Consider the following 20,148-nt stretch of genomic DNA (forward strand, 5'->3'; position numbering starts at 1 on the left):
ACCCCCGCATCCTGCAGCCCTTTCGCCAGCGCCAGCTTTAGCGTCTCGCTGGTCAGACGCACATCGCCGCCCAGAACAATAGATTTAGGCTTCAGTAACTCGCCGTAAGCGCGGCCAATGCGCCACGCAATCTCTTCATTCAGCTCTTCGCCCAGCCTGCCGCGAATATCGTAGGCTTTGAAACAGGTTAATTTTTTCATACCCTAATCATCTTTTCTATAACGTTCTTTTTGTCGAACGATGTCATCCTCTCCCAAATAATCTCCTGAACTAACTTCAATGAGATTAAGGGGGATAATCCCTGGATTCTCAAGACTATACGTGGCCCCAAGAGGAATATAAATCGATTCATTTGCAGTAACCAACATCGTTTTATCATTGAGAGTAACTTTCGCCGTACCAGAAAGCACAATCCAATGTTCAGACCGATGATGATGCATACGTAAAGAAAGCCCTTCACCCGGTTTCACTATGATTTTCTTAACTTTATATCGCTCGCCTTGATCAATCGCATCAAATTTACCCCAGGGACGAAATACTTCACGATGTGCGATGTACTCTGACCGTTCTTGTGACTTGAGCATTTCAACAATCTTTTTGACATCCTGAACGTCAGATTTCTTAGAAACAAGTATTGCATCTTTCGTCTGAACTATAACGACATCCTCAACACCAACAGCAGCAACCAGTGCGGACTCTGAATAAATATAATTATTCTTGGTGTTATATGTCAGGACATCTCCTTTGCAAACATCGCCAGTATGTGTTTTTTCACTAATATCCCATAATGATTGCCATGAGCCAACATCACTCCAACCGATATCAACAGGACAAACAACACAACGATCCGTTTTTTCCATAACGGCAAAATCAATAGATTCGGCAGGGCAATCCTTGAAGATTTCTTCTGGTAAACGTATAAAATCAAGATCACGATAAGAGGAAGAGACTACCTGCTCACAGATACTGTAGATATCTGGCCTATACTTCTTTAACTCTTCTAAATAAGCCGTTGCTTTAAACATAAACATACCGCTATTCCAAAAAAAATTTCCAGATGAAATATATTTTTCAGCGGTTAGGCGATCAGGTTTTTCAACAAAATTCTTAACACGATAAAACTCACCTTCAGCAACATTGGAAAGAGATAGTGCATCAGTTTCTCTTTCTATATAGCCATAACCAGTTTCAGCATATTCCGGCACAATACCGAAGGTCACGATACTTCCATTTTCCGCAATTGGTATTGCTTTCTGAATTGCATCACAAAAGATTTTTTCTTTACTGATAATGTGGTCAGCAGCAAGTACCAATAGTAATGGATCCTCTTGCTCATTACGCTTCAGCGCAGAAAAAGCTGAAAGCGCAATTGCTGGTGCAGTATTGCGTCCACACGGTTCCAGAATAATATTATCGCGTAACTGATCTATCTGTCTTAGCTGCTCTGCAACAATAAAGCGATGCTGTTCATTCGTGATGACTAATGGCGTTTCACATGAAAGATTCGACAGCCGAAGCAAGGTTGTCTGTAACAGAGAGTGTTCACCCGAAAGTTGTAAAAATTGTTTCGGGTAAAGCTCCCTAGATAGAGGCCAAAGACGACTCCCCGTACCACCAGCCATTACGACAGCGATTAACGGTACATCAGACATATTTGACATCCTTCGTTTCTAAGCCAATAACATAATTGGCATCATTCTGAAAATAGGCACGACTATTTTCATGAACGTTTTCGCTACCCAATAATACCGCAGGCGCCAGCCAGCGGTATGCTTCGTGCTGCGCGTCGGGCAAACACAGGTCTTTTTCCTGTACTCGCAGACGAAAACCGAGCACCACGTAATGGGTCGAGAACGCCTCATTGGCGAAATTGTCGTTATAGAAGTGTTGCCAGACGCCATAAAACTCGCCAGCGGACAACGGTAATCGCAACCCCAACTCGCCTTCAGTTAGCCGTTCAAAGGCCGCACTCAATGGCTCATCTTTCTGTACTCGGCCACCTGGCACAAACCAATAGCCTTGCGCGGGACGGTTCAGCCGTTTACCTAAAAGAAATTCGCCTTGCGTGTTTTCCACAATCAAATCGATGGAGACAAGCGGAGTAGAACGCACAACAGTGACAAAATCGTCCTGAGATAAAAACATACTTACCCCCGGAATCGATGTTGATTATCAAGGAACCAATGATATGTGCTGGCCAGGCCATCTTCGAGTGAAATACCGAACTGCCAGCCCAATTTTTTTAGTCTCGAGACGTCAAGTAATTTGCGCGGAGTGCCGTCTGGTTTGCTCGCATCAAATACCACCTGCCCTCTGTAGCCCACCACTCGTGCGATAGTTTGAGCTAGCTCACGGATGGTACAGTCCACACCTGTACCAACGTTAATGTGAGAGAGCATTGGCTGGGTGTTTTCCTGCCAAACTTCGCCATCCAACTCCATAACGTGGATACTGGCTGCCGCCATATCATCAACATGCAAAAACTCTCGCATTGGCGTGCCACTTCCCCACACAATCACCTCAGATGTATTTTGCATCGTCGCTTCATGAAAACGACGCAACAGCGCCGGGATAACATGCGAATTACTCGGGTGGAAGTTGTCGTGAGGCCCGTATAGGTTTGTCGGCATCACCGAGCGATAATCACGACCGTATTGGCGGTTATAGGACTCACACAGCTTTATTCCGGCGATCTTAGCAATAGCATATGGTTCATTAGTTGGTTCGAGCGAGCCCTGCAGCAGTTCACTCTCCGCCATTGGCTGTTTCGCCATCTTAGGGTAAATACAGGAAGAGCCGAGAAATAACAATTTGTTCACGTCGTGCAGATGCGCCGCATGAATAATGTTGCTCTCTATCATCATATTTTCGAAAATGAAATCGGCTGGGTAAGTGCTGTTGGCAACAATGCCTCCCACCTTAGCCGCCGCCAGATAGACCTGATCTATACGCTCGGCGGCAAAAAAGTCTAAAACAGCCTTACTGTCGAGCAAATTCAGTTCATCTCGGCTACGCAGCACCAGATCCACATCACCGCGTTGTTCTAACTGGCGAACAATCGCGGAACCCACCATTCCTCGATGACCAGCAATAAAAATACGTTGTCTGTTCATCGATTATTCCTGAGATAAACTGACATTAAATCCGTGAGACTTTAACAGAGAGTGTTTCTTCGCAGCCTCCAGATCTTTCGCAACCATTTCAGATACCATCTCCGAAAGTGTGATTTCCGGTTTCCAACCTAGTTTTTCGTGTGCTTTGCTCGGATCACCCAGCAGAGTTTCTACTTCTGCAGGACGGAAATAGCGCGGATCTACAGCAATAATTACATCTCCCACCTTCACGCCGGGAGCATCATCGCCGGTAACTGAAACCACGATCCCCTTCTCCTCGACACCTTTACCTTCAAAACGTAGTTCGATTCCCAACTGGGCAGCGGCCATTTCAACAAACTGACGTACGGAGTACTGCACACCAGTAGCAATAACAAAGTCTTCCGGTTCATCCTGTTGCAGCATCATCCACTGCATCTTTACGTAGTCCTTCGCATGTCCCCAGTCGCGCAGAGAATCCATGTTGCCAAGATACAAGCAGGACTCTAGACCTTGTGCGATGTTAGCAATAGCACGGGTAATTTTGCGGGTCACAAAGGTTTCGCCACGACGCGGCGACTCGTGGTTGAATAAAATACCGTTACAGGCATAAATACCATATGATTCGCGGTAATTCACTGTAATCCAGTAGGCGTACAGTTTAGCAACAGCATACGGAGAGCGCGGGTAGAACGGGGTGGTCTCTTTTTGCGGAATTTCTTGCACCAGCCCGTAAAGTTCAGAAGTGGATGCTTGATAGAAACGGGTTTTCTTTTCCAGACCAAGGAAACGAATGGCTTCCAATAGACGCAATGTACCCATAGCATCTACATCAGCAGTGTATTCCGGGGACTCAAAGGAAACTGCTACGTGGCTCATTGCTCCAAGGTTATAGACTTCATCCGGCTGAACTTCCTTCAGAATACGAGTCAGGTTAGAAGAATCTGTCAAATCACCGTAGTGCAGATGAAATTTCGGGTTGCTAGAATGTGGATCTTGATAAATGTGATCCACGCGTTCAGTATTAAATGAAGATGCACGACGCTTAATGCCATGAACTTCATAACCTTTTTCCAGCAAAAGTTCCGCCAAATATGAACCATCCTGCCCAGTCACGCCAGTAATTAAAGCAACTTTCATTTTTAAATAACTCCTTATATTATTAACTTAACTCACCAGGAAGAACGAAATTTCTAGAGTCCTGAACTGTTAACTTCTTGGGGGCAAAAACGATGCACCCAGGTTGATAGCCTAAAGCTGATGCCCAAATAGAAAACGTACTATTAGATAATATCTTAGTTTGAGATTGCGCTAGCAATAGAAAGTCATCTAGCATATTGCCTTCGGAAAATGAATATCTTATAGCCATTTTATTCGCTATTTCAGAGGCATATTTTTTATCGTCTGTTACGATAACAAATCGCTCTGCGACATTCAACTCTTTGACTTTAGCCAACTGATCAAGATAATAATTTACATCAGCAATCCCACTGTATTTATCAGTTAAAAAATCACCACCACGTATATGAACTGCACAAATATTTTTTTTAATTTCAAGCTCGGTGTACCGATAGTCTTTTTTCAGAACTTCAATCATTTCATCGAAAAGATTTTGGTCAAGACAACTTTGAAAATAACCATCTAAGTAATAGTTTTGTGCGGGAATTTTTTTATTGGCCACCCGATTAAAATTATAGTCACCGACAAATCTATCGCTGTATTTTGTAATTGCTTTCATTCGGGGTAAACGCAACTTGAGTATACTATGATTCTTTATGGTTGAACCAGTCAATTTAAAATAAGTTGGCAGTTCATTTTTTCTTACTGCTTTGTATTTTTTCAAATCAGAATCGTCGAGAGCAATCAATGGAACCGTACTTTTTTTTCTAATAAGAAGTGAAGCGCCGTATTGAAAGATCTGATTGCCTAGCCCACCCGCTAATCTGCAACATACTTTAGACATTGACACTCCATTTATTTATTTAATATCTTTTTTAAAGAAACAAGTAATAACATGTAAAACAGAATAGCACTCGTCAATAATAAAACATCAAACCTTAACACAAAAAAATACAGCATCAAAATAATAATACATGCAACTGCGTAATATATTACTTTGTACTTATTTTCTTGCCCAATCACGAATTGCATTACTGTAAATGTCTTGGCTGAATATATAAAAAATGCTGGAATTGTATATATAAAAAGTGATAACAATGTAAATCCAATCTTTTCTGGAACTATATAAGATGAAAAGATCATCAGTGGAAAAATAAATCGTGATGAGGATAACAATAAGAAAGTAAATACTTTCATCGCATTTCGCGTTTTGTTATGAAAGAAATAAACCACACTTGTTGCAATAGAATAAAAAACAACTTTTACGATGACATCGTCAATAGTAAAAAAAGACAAAAGGTAAAGTGATAATGCATAGAACAAAATTCTGATGATGATAATTTTGTTATAATTACCGTCTATATAATTATACAATTCACCGACAATTCTTAATGTTGGGTTTATTTCCTTTTTTACTGTTTTAATATCATTTTCTATATATCCATTCTCATAAAAAATATACAAAATGGAGTACACAAAAATAAAAACAATCCCTAAATATAAGGTTCTTTCCTCAACATCTAACAATCCAAAATAAAAGAACAAAAAACAAGGTAATGGTATTGTGAGTAAAAAACTAATAAACTTAGAAATAGTTTTAATGCGAGATAAGAAAGTATATCCGAATGGGAAATATATAATATATTTATTCATTAAGCATCCTTCTTAATAAAATCAACTTTGCGAGCATTTGCTTTAAGACATCTATTCCATTTCTCTATATCTCTATCATTGTGTACAATAATATGAGAGTGATCGCTCACTAAAACTAATTCTATATCTGTATAGTTATCAGTAACGACTATTGTAGTTTCTGCCGTTTTTAATAAAGGCAATAAAGTGTCTTTCTTTAATAATAACAGGTCCTTCTTAATTTCCCCTGTGCACTTATTATTTAAAAAACCAATTTTTGAAGAATAATACTCAACACCTAATTTATGAGCTATTGCCCTTGCTACAGGTTCGATAGTGGCACTTGCTATAACTATTTTATACCCTTGTTTTTTATATTCCCCCATTAAAATATTAGTGCTATATATACGACTCTCTTCTAGTTCATCAACGAATTCGCTTGCCCATTTATTGATGTCCTCGAGTGAAAAATCAGATAATTGTTTTACCTGTAAAATTCTATAAATATCCTTCCCGCTGAAGGATGAATATATTACATTGAGCGCACGTAATATATATGGGGCATTCATTATATTTTTATTATACTTTATTATGTTTTTTTTAGAAAGCCAACGCAAAAATGAATATGTAGTGTTATCATAGTATAACGTACCGCATATATCAAAAACAGCCAATTTCAAAATATCACCCTCCTAAAACTTTCGAGAAAAAGGACCTTAGTTTATTTTCCTTCATCTCCATGAATACATTATATTTATTTATAATTGTCACTTTATCAAAATTCAGCAGATTTGCTTCTCTAATTAGAGAGTTGAGTTTTGCAGGATCATCATTTTCATATGTGAATAATTCATCCGCGAAATATTTTTCCAATTCAGGTTGAGAAATACCACTCGAAATAACAACACATCCATATTCCAGGTACTGGAGTACTTTTGATGGAAATGAATAAAAAGAGAATTTACATTGTGACCTAAGTGGGTTAATGCTTATTTTCGCATCTGTCAATAATAATTGATAATCTGATTCATTAAGAAATCCTCTATAAGAAATCCCTAACTCATTTGTACAATTAACTACATGTTCTTTTAAGCCACCATTGCCAGTAATTACTAATTTATTTTTTATATCCGCAGGTAAATCAATCAGGGCCTGTAACAGCACTTCTATACCACCAACGAAATCTAACCTTCCAGTATAAATAATATGTCCTGATTTTGAGTCAGATTTAATTTCATCACCACTTCTAGAATTATAACCATAGTCAACTATTGAATTTGCATCTTTTCTCTTAATGAGATTTCTGACATTTTCATTAACGACAATGAAATTGAGTCCTTTTTTGAAAACAAAATTTTCCGAAAACTGCGTCAAAAATAGCTTAAACAATGAAAAATCATAGACACTGTATATCTCCTCAACCTGAAATATTGTTTTCTTCAATACCCAAGGAAAAATACATGAAGGTAATATATAAAAAAGAATATTGGCAGGTAACAAATTGTATATTAGGAGATATTTCCCTCTACCCATTAGTTTAAATATTAGATAGATCATTAAAAAAATCGAAATAAGCCCTTTTAATATCGCACCTAGAAAATTAGAGGCAACGCAATACGTTATACACTGTTGCGTATTTGAGATATTATGTTTTTCCCGTTTTACGATTGGCACATTTCCAGATTTAACAATTGAATATATCTTAAGTTCACTTCCATGTGGAAGACAACGGCAAACTCTATCTACTCTATGCCGCACTGAACTCGCAGCGGAACTCCCTTCAATACCCAACGGATAATAATCATTTACTCTATAATATACTTCCACTTTTATTATGCCTCCCTGTCTGAATATGCATAGTCGTAAATAGAGCATAACAGATCAGTAACATCATATTACCCTCAAGAACCACATCCTGGCACATCACTATTAGTGTTAAAATCGACAAAAAGAAATACGGATTTTTAACTTTCCTATTTTGTTTTTTGTATTTTAAATAACTAAATAAGAGAATGAAGTTAGAAAAAAGAAACATAATTAAAGGTATAAATCCGGCGACTCTAGCGCTATCTAAATAAATATTATGATACCAGTTTCCAGAATACTCACTTGCGTACGGTGTAAAACCGCCCATAGGTTGCATCAGAAATTTTGTAATTCCATCTTGTATAAGTTCAAATCTAGCTGATTTCAGCCCTTCACTTCCAAATCGTTCAAACACCAAATTGAAATATTTGTCAAAAACTGGTAAGTCTTTAAATATTAGAGAAAACGTAATTAAGGCACCAACACTTATTAAACAAAGCCAAATAGTTGCTTTCAGATTTATATTTCTGTTGTATTGATAAAGCAAACTAATAATTGCAATAATAAAAAATGTACGTCCTCCAAGAAATATCGATGATAATAAAAGAAGAGGATATAATAATGTCAGAAAAATCCTTTTGTTAAACGTGTTAGCTTTAAACGCAACCACCAAATACATAAACACAATAGCTAGTGAGTTACTTATTCCGGGTGAGTTAATTTCCTCATGACTAAATGGATCCAGCAATTTACCGTATCCATAAACTCCGGAAGGTTCAAGAAAACTATAAATAACAACAAACTCCGCCCTCATAAATATACCGAGAATGAAAAAAAGCAACATTCCCTTAGCATTCTCAATATTATTTACTAATAACAACGTTAAACACACAATCATAAAGATAATATACATTGCATACTTTATGGGTGAGTCAAGATATAACTTTGAGAATCCAATAAAAAACACACACAACACAAATAAAACAATGAATAATATATTAAAACTTGTTGCAACACTTCCTAAGTATAATGATTTATTTTTATAGCCTGATAGGAATAATGACAAAATTAGTAAAGGTATAAATACAGAATATAAGCTAAAACCAGAGAAGAAAAAACTTAATAAAAGCATGCTTTTATATACATCATTACTTTTAAAACGCATTCAATTATGTTCCTTTAGTTTTTCACTTACTCTAATTAATTCAATTATATTATCTTCAATCTTCCCCTGGAATATATATGAATGATCTTTTAAAACAGTTTCAGGCCAATTCCACCATTCTATATCCTTTAACACATCCACATGCTGTGTTGAACAGCGTAATCGTTTAACAACAGCAGGAACACCAGCAACAATCGCATAAGGCAACACATCTTTTGTTACAACAGCACCTGCGGCTATGATTGCGCCATCACCTATTTTAACACCATCCATAATGATGGCATTTGCGCCAACCCATACATCATTACCTAATATTGTTGTTTTTTCTTCTACAAATTTATCTTCGCTTGTAAACGAGGCACCACATTGTTTTCTTGTAGAATAAAAAATTGGATGTGTTGATATCAAAGACGTGGGGTGAGCACCAAGCCCTCCAATTTTTGAACCCATAGCAATACTACAAAATCTTCCTACCGTGGCATTTCCTATACTGGCCCCAACGGCATAAGAGTATTTCCCAATATGTGAGTTATAAATTGAGGATTTTCCAGTTATTCTATTATAACCTTCAAATGTAGAATGCTCATCAGTATAAGATAGCAGATCTATATAGACCCCCATACCATTTTTATTTATGTCTCTCTTTATCAGGTATGATTTAAATCTATTCAAAAATCCCATTTCAGGCCCCTTTTATTTTTCTTTTTATATAAGAAATAATTTTGGCTAGCAGGCTTTTTTTGTTTCTTTTGAAATAGTCTATATGTGCCAAGTAATAATCTTTACTTTCAATTAGAGCATCCTTTCGGATCAACTCTAGTGGATTGTTAGCAATAGCAGTATTTTTATAAATATCATCACCGTTACAGTTTTCCCCCGAACCATCATGACCTATATTCTTCGCCATTACCGTTGTTGGAAAAAGAGCTAACCACTTATTTGATGCTAGAGTTATATACCAGAAGATAAACCATGTATTAAGTTTACCATCAGCATTAAGTGTAGCTTGTTCAAAAAAGTCAAATGCCCCATCAAAATTTATGTAATTTATGATTTCCTTATCAGTTGATTTAACTGCATTAATGTCTTTCTTAAAGCTGTGCCATCGATCTGCCCATGTAGCCCATCCCCAGCACAGAGGAATTCTTAGTAGGTAAGTTGATTCATTGTTATTGACCATCTTGACAGGATAGCTGCTACCAGAAACAGAGCCTACGTCTTTTACTTCCGCGTACATATCTAGTGCGTCATTCATATATTTCAAGAAATAAGGCGATGTCTCTATATCATCCTCAAGAACAATAACACGTCCATATTTATTTATTGTTTCCGTTACGCCCTGAATTATGCTTTGAGCAAGTCCAATGTTTTTATCTTGCTTAACTATAGTTACACTATTGAATCCTGTGATAGTATCAATATATTCTCTAACAGCCTGGACTCCAGCATCATCTTTGGGGGCTTTTGCACCATCTGAATAGATAATAAGATCAGTATATTCTGCGAGACTATTATTGCTTAATGCCGACAACATTTTTTTTGTATGCTCAGGTCGTGAATAGACAAAAGCGATTACAGGAGAATATTTTTTCACTTTTTGTTCCTGTTTATTATCTTAAAAAAAATAAACTTTTGAGTTGCATCAAGAAAATTCTTTTAGCAAAAAACAGATTAAATAATATAGATGCTGAAAACTGAGACATTACTGCAGATATCGCGGCACCTTTAATTCCATAGTATGGAATTAAAGTAAAGTTTGCTATTCCACAAACAACAAGGCCTGTAAGCGACTTATATAGAGTAAATGTACCTTTCCTTTCATTAACAATCCATAAGCTTTGAGCTACCCCTAAGCATATGAATAAGTTGGTCACTACATGGATAGCAAGCACTCCAATTCCGTTGGTATAATTTGTTCCTAGCATAATTTCTATAATAAATGGTGACATTACTGAAATTATTAAAGTTATTCCCCAGCCAATGGCGGAAAACATCAGGAAAACATTACCGATAGCTTTATAATATTCATATTCCCCCTCTCTCTTCTTTCTGGCAATATATGGAGCCAAACTCACTGATAATGTTACCGGAACAAAATTCCATAATGTCGAAAATTGTAATGCTGCCGCATAAATACCTAAAGATGCCTCACCTAATAAATTTTTTATCATGACCTGATCTATTCTCATATATAATATGATCGATAGACCACTAACTAAATAAGGCCAAGATTCACTAAGTAGTAATTTGCTTTTTTCTATAGTTGCAGACCACTTATGCTTAGTTCTAAATTTTCTATACGCAAAGGTCAGTGCTAACGCAGATAGTAATGCATCCATGCTAAGTAGTAACGCGAAAGTCCATAGTGGACTGTGACACAATATTAGAACAATTCTCATTATATTTGTAATAGTGTATGCGCATAATTTTGCTATAACAGTTCTTTTACTCTGACTTTGACTTTGAAACCAAATATCAATTGTATCAACGCATTGAAATACTAATCCACCGCCAGCCAATAATGTTAGTAATGCAAAATGGGCGCCATTAAAAAAAGCCACCCCACTCACAGCCACTATTAAACATAAAAAACCAACACAGAAACGCAAAATGAGCGCGGTTCCTAAATCTTGATGTGCCTTATCTATATTATGAGCAATATCGCGTACTAAAATCGTATCCATTCCAAGTAAAGCGATTACTTGAAAAAAACTAATGAGCGTTATTACATATGCTAGCTGACCATATGTTTCTGGACCCAAATAACGAGCTACCCATACCCCTACAAGCAGTCCAAACATTAATCGGACGAATTTATCAAATAAAAGCCAACCTGCATTTGAAATTATTTTCTTAATTTCAAAATTAATATTTATTTTTTTGGTAAGTTTAGACAGCATTGAAAACACCTGCGAAATTTTGCAATCCAAGTAATAAACCTACTCAATATTTATAGATTTATAAGTTTTCTGATTCGAATAGACATGCTACCGCCCCTGGCTCAACAGCTACCAGTGCACTGCTTAAATTCCAGAGGTTCGATCACCCTCGCAAAGCTCTGAAATTTTTATGCCTAATTGTCTTACCAAATGCTACCCGAAACAAGAAAAAATCAGCCCAATCCTGGATTAAACTTAGTAGGTTAACTCTTTGTTATTGGGTGTTTTTCATGAAAAAACGACAGCAACACCCCACAGCATAAAGCACAGATACAGGGATGTTAGCTGCCGCTATTTTTCTGGCGTACCGTCACAAAGCTCTGTAAATCTACTCGCTCAGTAGCTTCTCTATGCTCTTACGGAACTTCGGCCCTTCCTTCAGGTTACGCAGTCCGTACTTAACGAATGCCTGCATATAACCCATTTTTTTACCGCAGTCGTAGCTATCGCCTGTCATCAGCATGGCATCAACAGACTGTTTTTTCGCCAGCTCAGCAATAGCATCCGTCAACTGAATACGTCCCCAGGCGCCAGGTTGTGTATGCTCTAATTCAGCCCAGATATCAGCAGAAAGCACGTAGCGTCCTACAGCCATCAGATCGGAATCCAGCGTTTGCGGCTGATCCGGTTTTTCAATGAACTCGACGATCCGGCTAATGTTACCTTCGTTATTTAAAGGCTCTTTGGTCTGAATAACAGAGTACTCAGACAGATCGCCTTCCATACGCTTAGCCAGCACCTGACTACGCCCGGTTTCATTAAAACGAGCAACCATGGCAGCCAGGTTGTAGCGCAGCGGATCCGCGCTCGCTGTATCAAGAATGACGTCAGGTAATACGACGACAAAAGGGTTATCCCCAACAATTGGGCGAGCACAAAGAATTGAATGGCCCAGGCCCAGTAACTGAGCCTGACGAACGTTCATAATAGTCACGCCTGGAGGACAGATAGACTGCACCTCGGCTAATAGCTGGCGCTTAACACGCTGCTCAAGCAACGATTCGAGTTCGTAAGAGGTGTCGAAGTGGTTCTCAACCGCGTTCTTAGACGCATGAGTCACCAGCACGATTTCTTTGATACCTGCAGCTACAATTTCGTCGACAATGTATTGAATCATCGGCTTGTCTACGATCGGTAGCATCTCTTTAGGGATTGCCTTCGTGGCAGGCAACATGTGCATCCCCAGACCTGCTACCGGAATAACTGCTTTCAAATTAATCATTAAGTCATTCACCTATTCAATTGTTGCTGAATTATAGCTTTTTAGCTTGTTTTAGCCAGTATGAATTACATTACTCCGATGCAGCGTATGTTACGCCGCTTAACTTCGCAATGCAGTAATCTTAATCCCATGGAGGTGTCACTTTAGCCAGGAATGGTCGCAAAGTTACAGCTCCCGTCCCGGGAGTCGAAAATTCACCGCTTCGACATTCACCACCTGATGGTTTACCCGGTCGATGTCAACTGAGCTTTGCCCGGTTTCGTTTACCGCATGGACATTCGCCAGCGAGAGTAATGTGTCCTGTTTAGCCATAAACTTGCCCCGCACATCCTGACGGAGATCGAAGTGCATCTTGAGTGCAGGTCCCGTCGCGGATTGCTGCATAACCCTGATGTTACGTAAAAAAAGGTGCTGTGGTTGGTTATGCAACTCAAGCGTGGCATGCTTCATCTCCACGTTGGTGATCGCCACAAATGAAGTCGCATTACCAGAGGAGATCTGAATACCGCGCAATTTGTATTCACGTTTCGTATTATCCAGATGAATATTATTTAACTTAAAGTTTTGTGGAATGGATAAATAACGCCCTTTGATTACGCCGTAACCAATGAGCATACCTGCGCTATTCTCCATATTGATATTATCAATTACGAAATTATCACATCCGTAAATAGCGACCGTCGCATTATCAATGCCCGCTTTCTTACTGAAATCCGGGGTGATATTTCGCGCGGTAATATTACGAATAATAAAGTGTTTGCCGTTCTCCACATGGACTAACTGTCGGCAGTCGCTACCGGTGATGTTCGCTACCACAAAGTTTTTTACCGCCAGTTCATCGGGATAGGTATTGTCATAGGTACTCCCCGCCAGACCGATGCCGATGCCCCAGTTCACGTTGCCGTTGGTACAGTTGATACGTTCAATGACATGGTCAGAAATCAGAATGTTGCTGTCGTTTATCGCCACATTCCACTCGATAGCATCACCCTGTAAATCGCTAAAACGGCTGTTCGTGATCTTTACGCCGTCCATTCGATTATGAAAACCCTGACGCAAAATGCCATAGTTAGCGCGCGTGACGGTAATATCATCGATCGTCAGATTACGCATCAGCCTCGAGGTTTTACCGCCGATATAGATTTGCGTCACCGGACCGAAACCGCTCATGGCAATCCCTTTTATCACACAGTCCGACCCCCGCACATCGAGGGTAACGTTCCTCAGGCTCCCGCCCTGCTCGCCCATCACCTTGCATCCATCCTGCAGAACAAAGCGCCCACGGCCATTGCCACTTATTCGCCCTTGCAGGAATAGCGTTTTGCCTGGCGGGATAACGATGGCGGTATTGATATCCTTACATTCCAGGCCTGTTGGTACGACGACCGTTTGTCCTTCTTTGAACGCCTGCCTGAAAGAAGCCACCCAATCCTGTGGGTTGTAATCCTGAATGTTGACGCTGCCCGGTGATTCTAGCGCCCGAACAACGGGAGAATGCAGCACGACAAGCGCAGAGCCTGCCGCCAGAAAAGTACGGCGTGAGAGTTTTTTCTCTGACATACAACCTCGATTTACATCGTTTGCAGCAGACTGGCTAACTGTTTATTGATCGCTAACTGATTAAATTCAGCTGCAATTTTTTCTCGCGCGCACTGCACAATCGGCTGCACCTGCTCACTGTCGAGCAGGCTAAATGCCGCTAATCGCTCTGCCAGCGCCTGCGCATCGTTTTCCGGTGCCAGCCAGCCAGACTTGCCCGACTCGACCAGTTCAGGGATCCCACTATGGACGGTGGAAATCACCGGGATGCCCACCGCCATCGCCTCCATCAGCGCCACCGGGATCCCCTCCATATCGCCATCCCTTCCGGTGATCGACGGCAGCAAAAAGACATCCGCCTGCTCAAGCATTTCCTTCACCTGATGGCTGGGTTTAAAGCCAGGCATCTCAATCACATCATCAAGTTGATATTGCTCAATTAGCGTACGCAGACGACGCTCCCAGGGGCCAATGCCAAGGATGCGATAACGGAATGCAACGCCCTGCTCTTTCAACTGACGACAGGCTTCGATGGCGACGTGCAGTCCTTTTTTCTCAGTTAACCGGGCGACAGAGATAATCTCCAGCGGTGCGGCTGGCGATTTCAACTGGCGGGGCGTAAAGCGCGTCATATCGATTCCCATGCGCGAGACCGCGATTTTCTGCGGCGGGCACCCCATATTTTTTAAACGTCCGGCCCAGAGGTTGCTGATGGGTAACATCAAATCCCCACGTTCAAACAGTTGCTGATATTCAGGGGTGTAGTGGGCAAGCACATCCCGATGCGAAACATCAATGCCGTGAAATACCGTGGCGATTTTGCCGCGGATCATCCCTAGCTCACGCAGCTTGGCGGCCGTTACACCTGCGGGTCCAAAATGAGCGATAAACACATCCGCTTCAAACGCCCGCGGGTTCGCGCCACAAATGGCCGCCAAAATCAGATTGCGCGCCTCATCGCCATAGCGTGAAACATTCAGCGCTTTCCAGGTGGCTGAGCGGGTAATACCGCGCAGGGCCGCCACTGCCCTATACTTAAGCTTCGCCAGTTTGCTGTTCGGCTCATTCAGTAACCAGCGCGTTTTTTCACCCAGACGGTAGGTATTAAATGAAGCATGGGTATTTTCAAGATCGCCCTTGTGCAACGCGACAATTTCCACGTCGTAGCCCATGTCGATAAATGCGGTAATCTGATTGAGTACAAAGGTCTCGGAGGAGAGCGGAAATTTAAGCAGGAAAAAGCCAACCTTCATTTTTCCCCCTCAATACGCGTTAAAACCGATTGCACCATGTTCACCCCACGTTCACGCTCACGCCTAACCGCGTCGCCGAGACGTATGTTCAGCTCAGGTAGCTGTCCGAGAGCATCGGCGACCTTCCCTTCCAGGCTGCCATCGAGCAGATGGCGAATATCGACGGCCATCTCTGCTAACCCCAGTTGTTGCATGATCCCTGCCGATTTATGCTCATAATTAATGGCGATGGCTGGCGTCATAAAATTCATCGAGATGATGGCCGAGTGTAAACGAGTCCCCACCGTCAGATCGCATGCAGCCAAAATTTTCCCCATCTCCAGGTCGTTGAGTTCATCCATCACCACGTGATAACGGCCCGGGTCGTTAATATACTGGCGCAGGTTCAACGCCACCATGCGGTCATCTTTGTTGTAACTATCAATACCGGTACAGGTTGACAGCGCTATCACCTGGTAACCTTCATCAAGGATGCGGTTCACTACCCCGGCAAAAGCTTGCTCATAGGCCTGCTGCGTTGTCCCCAGACGCTTATCAAAAGGAGTCAGCTCACGCAGAGTAATGGCAACGGTCTTCTGTTTTGCCGCCATGTGTAACCAGTGCTGTACGGCATAACCAGGCTTATAATCCTCATCATGGTTATTTACCAGCCAGGCGGTATCTACCCCGGTTTCGACTTTATCCGTGTTTATTGCACTGTGCTTCATCAGATCCAGACTGACGGATTCACGCAAAATCAACGCATTACAGTGTCCAAAAACGTAGTTCGCCAGTTGATTAAACTGTTCATCCTGGAATGGCCCCACGCTGTGGCCAATCATGTACAGCGGTTTTTTCGCCATAAACGTACACAGGGCATGTTCAAACTGCGGTACGCCATACAAATCGACAAAAAACGATCCGCCGACCTGGATAATGGCGTCGTAGCGCGACAGCAGACGAACAAAATCGGTAAACCCCTGGGCGATAGCGATATTGCGCAGATTACCGGAATCGGTGACACGCGAGAGCAGCACCTGATGCTGATAGCGACGACGCAACACTTTCTTCACGCGTCCCATAACGCCCGCAGCATTATTGTGTTGCTTCATCTGCGAATACAGCGGATCGCCCATCACCGGGCGGTTCAGCAACCACGAAGAACTCACCGGATAACGGCTCATAACATCCACTTCAGTCTCAGGACGCAACGCGTTAATGGCATCCAGCAAACCGCGCAGAATCGCGCTATCCCCACGGTTCCCACAGGTATGGTTGCCTAAAATTAATAGTTTCATTATGACCTCTTAAAGCGTTGTTCTTATCCTGCACGAAGCAAGGTTTTCATTTTTTCACTGCGGCAGAGCTGGCGTTTTATTTCCACCACTAACGGATGGCGCGACACCACAATCATCACCGCGAACGCCAGTGCTCCTGCCGCTACCTGGATCCCCAGCAACGCGTCTGGCGACAGTTGGCTGCGCAGCATTACGTCCAGCGCATAGCTCACCACAAGGGTAGGTAAAGAGAGATATAACGGCAGCCACAGACTGAGCATGTACTGGCGGTAGCTGGAGCCAAGAACAGGTTTGATCATCACGAAGTAACTGAGGATCGTGTTAATCACCTGGACCAGCAAAAAGCCCAGCGTCACGCCAATCGCCCCGGCCTGATGACCACCGATGAAAATGGCGGGAATAAACAGAAAGGTTTTGAACACATTGAATTTGAAGCTGATGTCGACCCGTGCTTTCGCCATCAGCAGTGAACCGATCGGATTCCCCACAGAGCGCAGCAGTCCAACAATGCACAGCAGTTGCAAAACGGGAATAATACCGTTCCACTTCTCGCCAAATACCAGCGGCACCACATTGTTCGACACCACCATCAATCCCAGGAGTACCGGGAAGTTGATGATCCCGACCACCGACAGCAGCTTGTAAAAATTCACCCGTAGCTTTTCACTGTCGTCCTGAATTTTGGCAAACGCCGGAAACAGGACACGGGTAATAATCGGGTTCAGTTTGATCGGGGGAACAACCGCCACGTTCCAGGCGAGATTGAATCCGCCCGCCACGCCAGCGCCCAACGTTCTGGCTAAAACCAGCGTGGAAAGGTTGGTATTGAGGTAATTGATAATGCTGTCTGCCGTCAGCCACGCACCAAAACGCAGGTTCGACGAAACGGATGCCAGCGAAAAATGCAGCCCCGGACGGTAAATCCGGCGACCAAAATAGCCGAACAGCAGCGTTCGTAGCGTACAGTTCACCAGATACCCGAGAATGGCCGTCAGCGCGAGCGGCCAGAAATGGACGCTGACCACGGTAAAGGTAAAACCGGCCAACACTGAACTGGTTTCAATCATGCCAATTTTGTTGAAGGCCAGCTCTTTTTGCATCAGCGCGCGAAACTGCTGCCCGTGCGGTATCACCACAAACGCCAGCGATAAGGTTTTGATGAGTGGCGCCAGTTCGGGATTATTGAGCACGCTGGCAATCGTCCCGCTAAGCAGAAACATCACCACACATACCACCATACCCAGCCCAACGTTGAGCCAGTACAGCGTAGTCAGCTCAAGATAACCGATGTCTTTGCGCTGAATAATTGAGTTGGCAATACCGAAATCCGACAGCGTATCGGCCAGCGCAATGATCACCAGCGACACGGTTAACAACCCAAACTGGTGGTTATCAATAATCCGCGCCAGGACGGTCATCTGGATAAGTCCCAGACCAATAATGATCACCGTAGCAATCGCCGACCACTTTGCGCCATTAAGCGTTTTTTCTCGTAAGCTCATGTTAATACGCCGCTTTGTTCACAAAGCCTTTGAATACCGTCAGAAAAACAATTTTGATATCGAACCACACGCTCCACTCGCGAATGTATTCGAGGTCAAACTCCACACGTTTTTCCATTTTTTCCAGCGTATCGGTTTCACCGCGCCAGCCGTTGATTTGCGCCCAGCCGGTAATGCCCGGTTTTACCTTATGGCGTAACATGTACCCCTCGATCAGTTGGCGGTACTGCTCGTTATGCGCCACCGCATGCGGACGTGGCCCGACGATAGACATCCCCCCGGTCAGGACGTTAATAAACTGCGGCAGTTCATCGAGCGACGTCCGGCGCAGGAAATTTCCCACAGGGGTAACGCGCGGATCGTTTTGCGTCGCCTGCGTTACCACCGCGTCGTTCTCCATCACTTTCATCGAGCGAAACTTCCAGACTTTGATCGGCTTCCCGTCCATGCCATAGCGGGTCTGGCGGAAAATCACCGGACCTTTGGAGGTCAGTTTTACCAGCAGCGCAATACCACACAGCACCGGGGAAATAAGTAGCAGGATCAGTGAAGCCAGCACGATATCTTCCGCGCGCTTTAACAGACGATTAATCCCCGAGAGCGGCGTGTCATACAGCGGCACTACCGGAACGCCGTTCATCTCTTCAATCCGTGAATGCAGAATATTGAAGGTAAAGACATCAGGAATGAGGATCACCGAGCAGGTAGTGTCGGCCAACTCACGCACCAGTTTTTTTACGCTGGCGCCATCGCTCATCGACATGGCGATATAAACGTTATGAATGCGTGAAGCTTTGGCGTCGTCCACCAGTTGTTGCAGATTACCGGCCCAGTCGCGGGAGTTTTTTCCAGGGATTGGGTCGTGATAGACCCCCGCCACTTCAAATCCCAGCCACGGTTCATGGCGAAAACTGTCCAGCAGCATTTGTCCGGCGGGCAGGTCGCCAGCCACCGCCACCCGGCGGGTGTTGTAACCACGATTACGCAGCCACCCCGCACCGTAGCGAATAAACGAACGACTCAACACCAGGCCGACGCTTGATAGGAGATACCATGCCAGCCAGACGGCGAGACGGTTATCGAAATCGTTATTAAAGGCGATCAGACCTGCGCTAAAAATCAGGCTCAGCGTCCAGTTTTGTAGTAACAGCACCAGCTCAGTGGAAATTTTGACGCCGCGCCAGGAGCGATAAAAATCCGTTATGCCACCGAGCATCTGAAAAACGACCAGCGTGATCAGCGCCACCAGCAGGTGCATATACAGGAAAGGCAAACCGCTTAATTCGCAGATCACCCACAACCCGCCAAACATGATGGTGATATCTGAAAAGCGTTGCACCATCGAAATTAACGACGCATTGGTTTTGGCGCGTTCGCGCTTTTTTAGATGTGTCATCGTGGTTCCTGTTAGTCACCCTTTGCCCATAAGCGGGCAAAGGAAGCACCGGCATTACTGATTCAGTAACGCCAGAAGAGTGCGCGTTCGCGCTTCCATCAACGGAATATTTCCGCGCGATTCCACGTTCAGGCGCACCACCGGTTCGGTATTGGAAGAGCGTAAATTAAAGCGCCAGTCGACAAACGCCATGCTGATACCGTCCG

General features: G+C 42.8%; 19 protein-coding genes and 1 pseudogene. All 20 read right to left on the bottom strand.

What is annotated here, in order from left to right; genetic code table 11:
• Window positions 1-200, bottom strand: a pseudogene (locus ABIE10_RS23365) (phosphomannomutase CpsG); the annotation flags it as partial.
• 3 nt (window positions 201-203) lie between these two features.
• On the bottom strand, window positions 204-1,652 hold the full coding sequence (locus ABIE10_RS23370) for a mannose-1-phosphate guanylyltransferase/mannose-6-phosphate isomerase (RefSeq protein ID WP_235117490.1): 1,449 nt from the start codon (window positions 1,650-1,652) through the stop codon (window positions 204-206).
• The gene (locus ABIE10_RS23375) at window positions 1,645-2,145 is read right to left on the bottom strand and encodes a GDP-mannose mannosyl hydrolase (RefSeq protein WP_235117491.1); all 501 of its coding nucleotides are present in this window, start codon (window positions 2,143-2,145) and stop codon (window positions 1,645-1,647) included. The genes ABIE10_RS23370 and ABIE10_RS23375 overlap by 8 nt, the downstream gene beginning before the upstream one ends.
• Window positions 2,146-2,147: 2 nt before the next feature.
• On the bottom strand, window positions 2,148-3,113 hold the full coding sequence (fcl, locus tag ABIE10_RS23380) for a GDP-L-fucose synthase (RefSeq protein WP_429157300.1): 966 nt from the start codon (window positions 3,111-3,113) through the stop codon (window positions 2,148-2,150).
• Window positions 3,114-3,116: 3 nt separating this feature from the next.
• Window positions 3,117-4,232: a GDP-mannose 4,6-dehydratase gene (gene gmd / locus ABIE10_RS23385; protein ID WP_042307503.1), complete on the bottom strand. Its 1,116-nt coding sequence runs from the start codon at window positions 4,230-4,232 to the stop codon at window positions 3,117-3,119.
• Window positions 4,233-4,254: 22 nt separating this feature from the next.
• Entirely contained in the window at window positions 4,255-5,055 is an 801-nt protein-coding gene (locus ABIE10_RS23390; RefSeq protein ID WP_429157303.1) for an alpha-1,2-fucosyltransferase, read from the bottom strand.
• 11 nt (window positions 5,056-5,066) lie between these two features.
• Window positions 5,067-5,864 (bottom strand): hypothetical protein, encoded by a 798-nt coding sequence (locus ABIE10_RS23395; RefSeq protein WP_235117494.1) that lies wholly within the window; start codon window positions 5,862-5,864, stop codon window positions 5,067-5,069.
• Entirely contained in the window at window positions 5,864-6,523 is a 660-nt protein-coding gene (locus ABIE10_RS23400; protein ID WP_235117495.1) for an HAD family hydrolase, read from the bottom strand. The genes ABIE10_RS23395 and ABIE10_RS23400 overlap by 1 nt, the downstream gene beginning before the upstream one ends.
• A gap of 4 nt (window positions 6,524-6,527) precedes the next feature.
• Window positions 6,528-7,670 (bottom strand): glycosyltransferase, encoded by a 1,143-nt coding sequence (locus ABIE10_RS23405; RefSeq protein ID WP_429157306.1) that lies wholly within the window; start codon window positions 7,668-7,670, stop codon window positions 6,528-6,530.
• Complete coding sequence (locus ABIE10_RS23410; RefSeq protein WP_259687025.1) at window positions 7,654-8,814, bottom strand: hypothetical protein; 1,161 nt, start codon at window positions 8,812-8,814, stop codon at window positions 7,654-7,656. Before ABIE10_RS23410 ends, ABIE10_RS23405 begins: the two co-directional genes overlap by 17 nt.
• Window positions 8,815-9,495: a CatB-related O-acetyltransferase gene (locus tag ABIE10_RS23415; protein WP_279264006.1), complete on the bottom strand. Its 681-nt coding sequence runs from the start codon at window positions 9,493-9,495 to the stop codon at window positions 8,815-8,817.
• Between the two features lies 1 nt (window position 9,496).
• Window positions 9,497-10,408, bottom strand: a complete 912-nt coding sequence (locus ABIE10_RS23420) for a hypothetical protein (protein WP_259687026.1) — start codon at window positions 10,406-10,408, stop codon at window positions 9,497-9,499.
• 16 nt (window positions 10,409-10,424) lie between these two features.
• The gene (locus tag ABIE10_RS23425) at window positions 10,425-11,714 is read right to left on the bottom strand and encodes a flippase (protein WP_259687027.1); all 1,290 of its coding nucleotides are present in this window, start codon (window positions 11,712-11,714) and stop codon (window positions 10,425-10,427) included.
• Window positions 11,715-12,081: 367 nt separating this feature from the next.
• Entirely contained in the window at window positions 12,082-12,975 is an 894-nt protein-coding gene (gene galF, locus ABIE10_RS23430; RefSeq protein WP_235117500.1) for a GalU regulator GalF, read from the bottom strand.
• Between the two features lie 165 nt (window positions 12,976-13,140).
• Window positions 13,141-14,535, bottom strand: a complete 1,395-nt coding sequence (wcaM, locus tag ABIE10_RS23435; RefSeq protein ID WP_429157309.1) for a colanic acid biosynthesis protein WcaM — start codon at window positions 14,533-14,535, stop codon at window positions 13,141-13,143.
• Between the two features lie 11 nt (window positions 14,536-14,546).
• Entirely contained in the window at window positions 14,547-15,767 is a 1,221-nt protein-coding gene (wcaL, locus tag ABIE10_RS23440; protein ID WP_181221557.1) for a colanic acid biosynthesis glycosyltransferase WcaL, read from the bottom strand.
• Entirely contained in the window at window positions 15,764-17,044 is a 1,281-nt protein-coding gene (gene wcaK / locus ABIE10_RS23445) for a colanic acid biosynthesis pyruvyl transferase WcaK (RefSeq protein ID WP_429157311.1), read from the bottom strand. The genes wcaL and wcaK overlap by 4 nt, the downstream gene beginning before the upstream one ends.
• 23 nt (window positions 17,045-17,067) lie before the next feature.
• Window positions 17,068-18,546 carry a colanic acid undecaprenyl disphosphate flippase WzxC gene (gene wzxC / locus ABIE10_RS23450; RefSeq protein WP_429157313.1) on the bottom strand — a complete coding sequence of 493 codons (1,479 nt, stop codon included), beginning with the start codon at window positions 18,544-18,546 and terminating at the stop codon, window positions 17,068-17,070.
• Between the two features lies 1 nt (window position 18,547).
• Window positions 18,548-19,942 (bottom strand): undecaprenyl-phosphate glucose phosphotransferase, encoded by a 1,395-nt coding sequence (gene wcaJ, locus ABIE10_RS23455; RefSeq protein WP_016156914.1) that lies wholly within the window; start codon window positions 19,940-19,942, stop codon window positions 18,548-18,550.
• Between the two features lie 54 nt (window positions 19,943-19,996).
• A partial coding sequence (locus ABIE10_RS23460) for a phosphomannomutase (RefSeq protein ID WP_429157315.1) occupies window positions 19,997-20,148 on the bottom strand: 152 nt, incomplete at its 5' end.

Source organism: Citrobacter sp. 506, from assembly GCF_050434985.1.
GTDB lineage: Bacteria > Pseudomonadota > Gammaproteobacteria > Enterobacterales > Enterobacteriaceae > Citrobacter > Citrobacter braakii.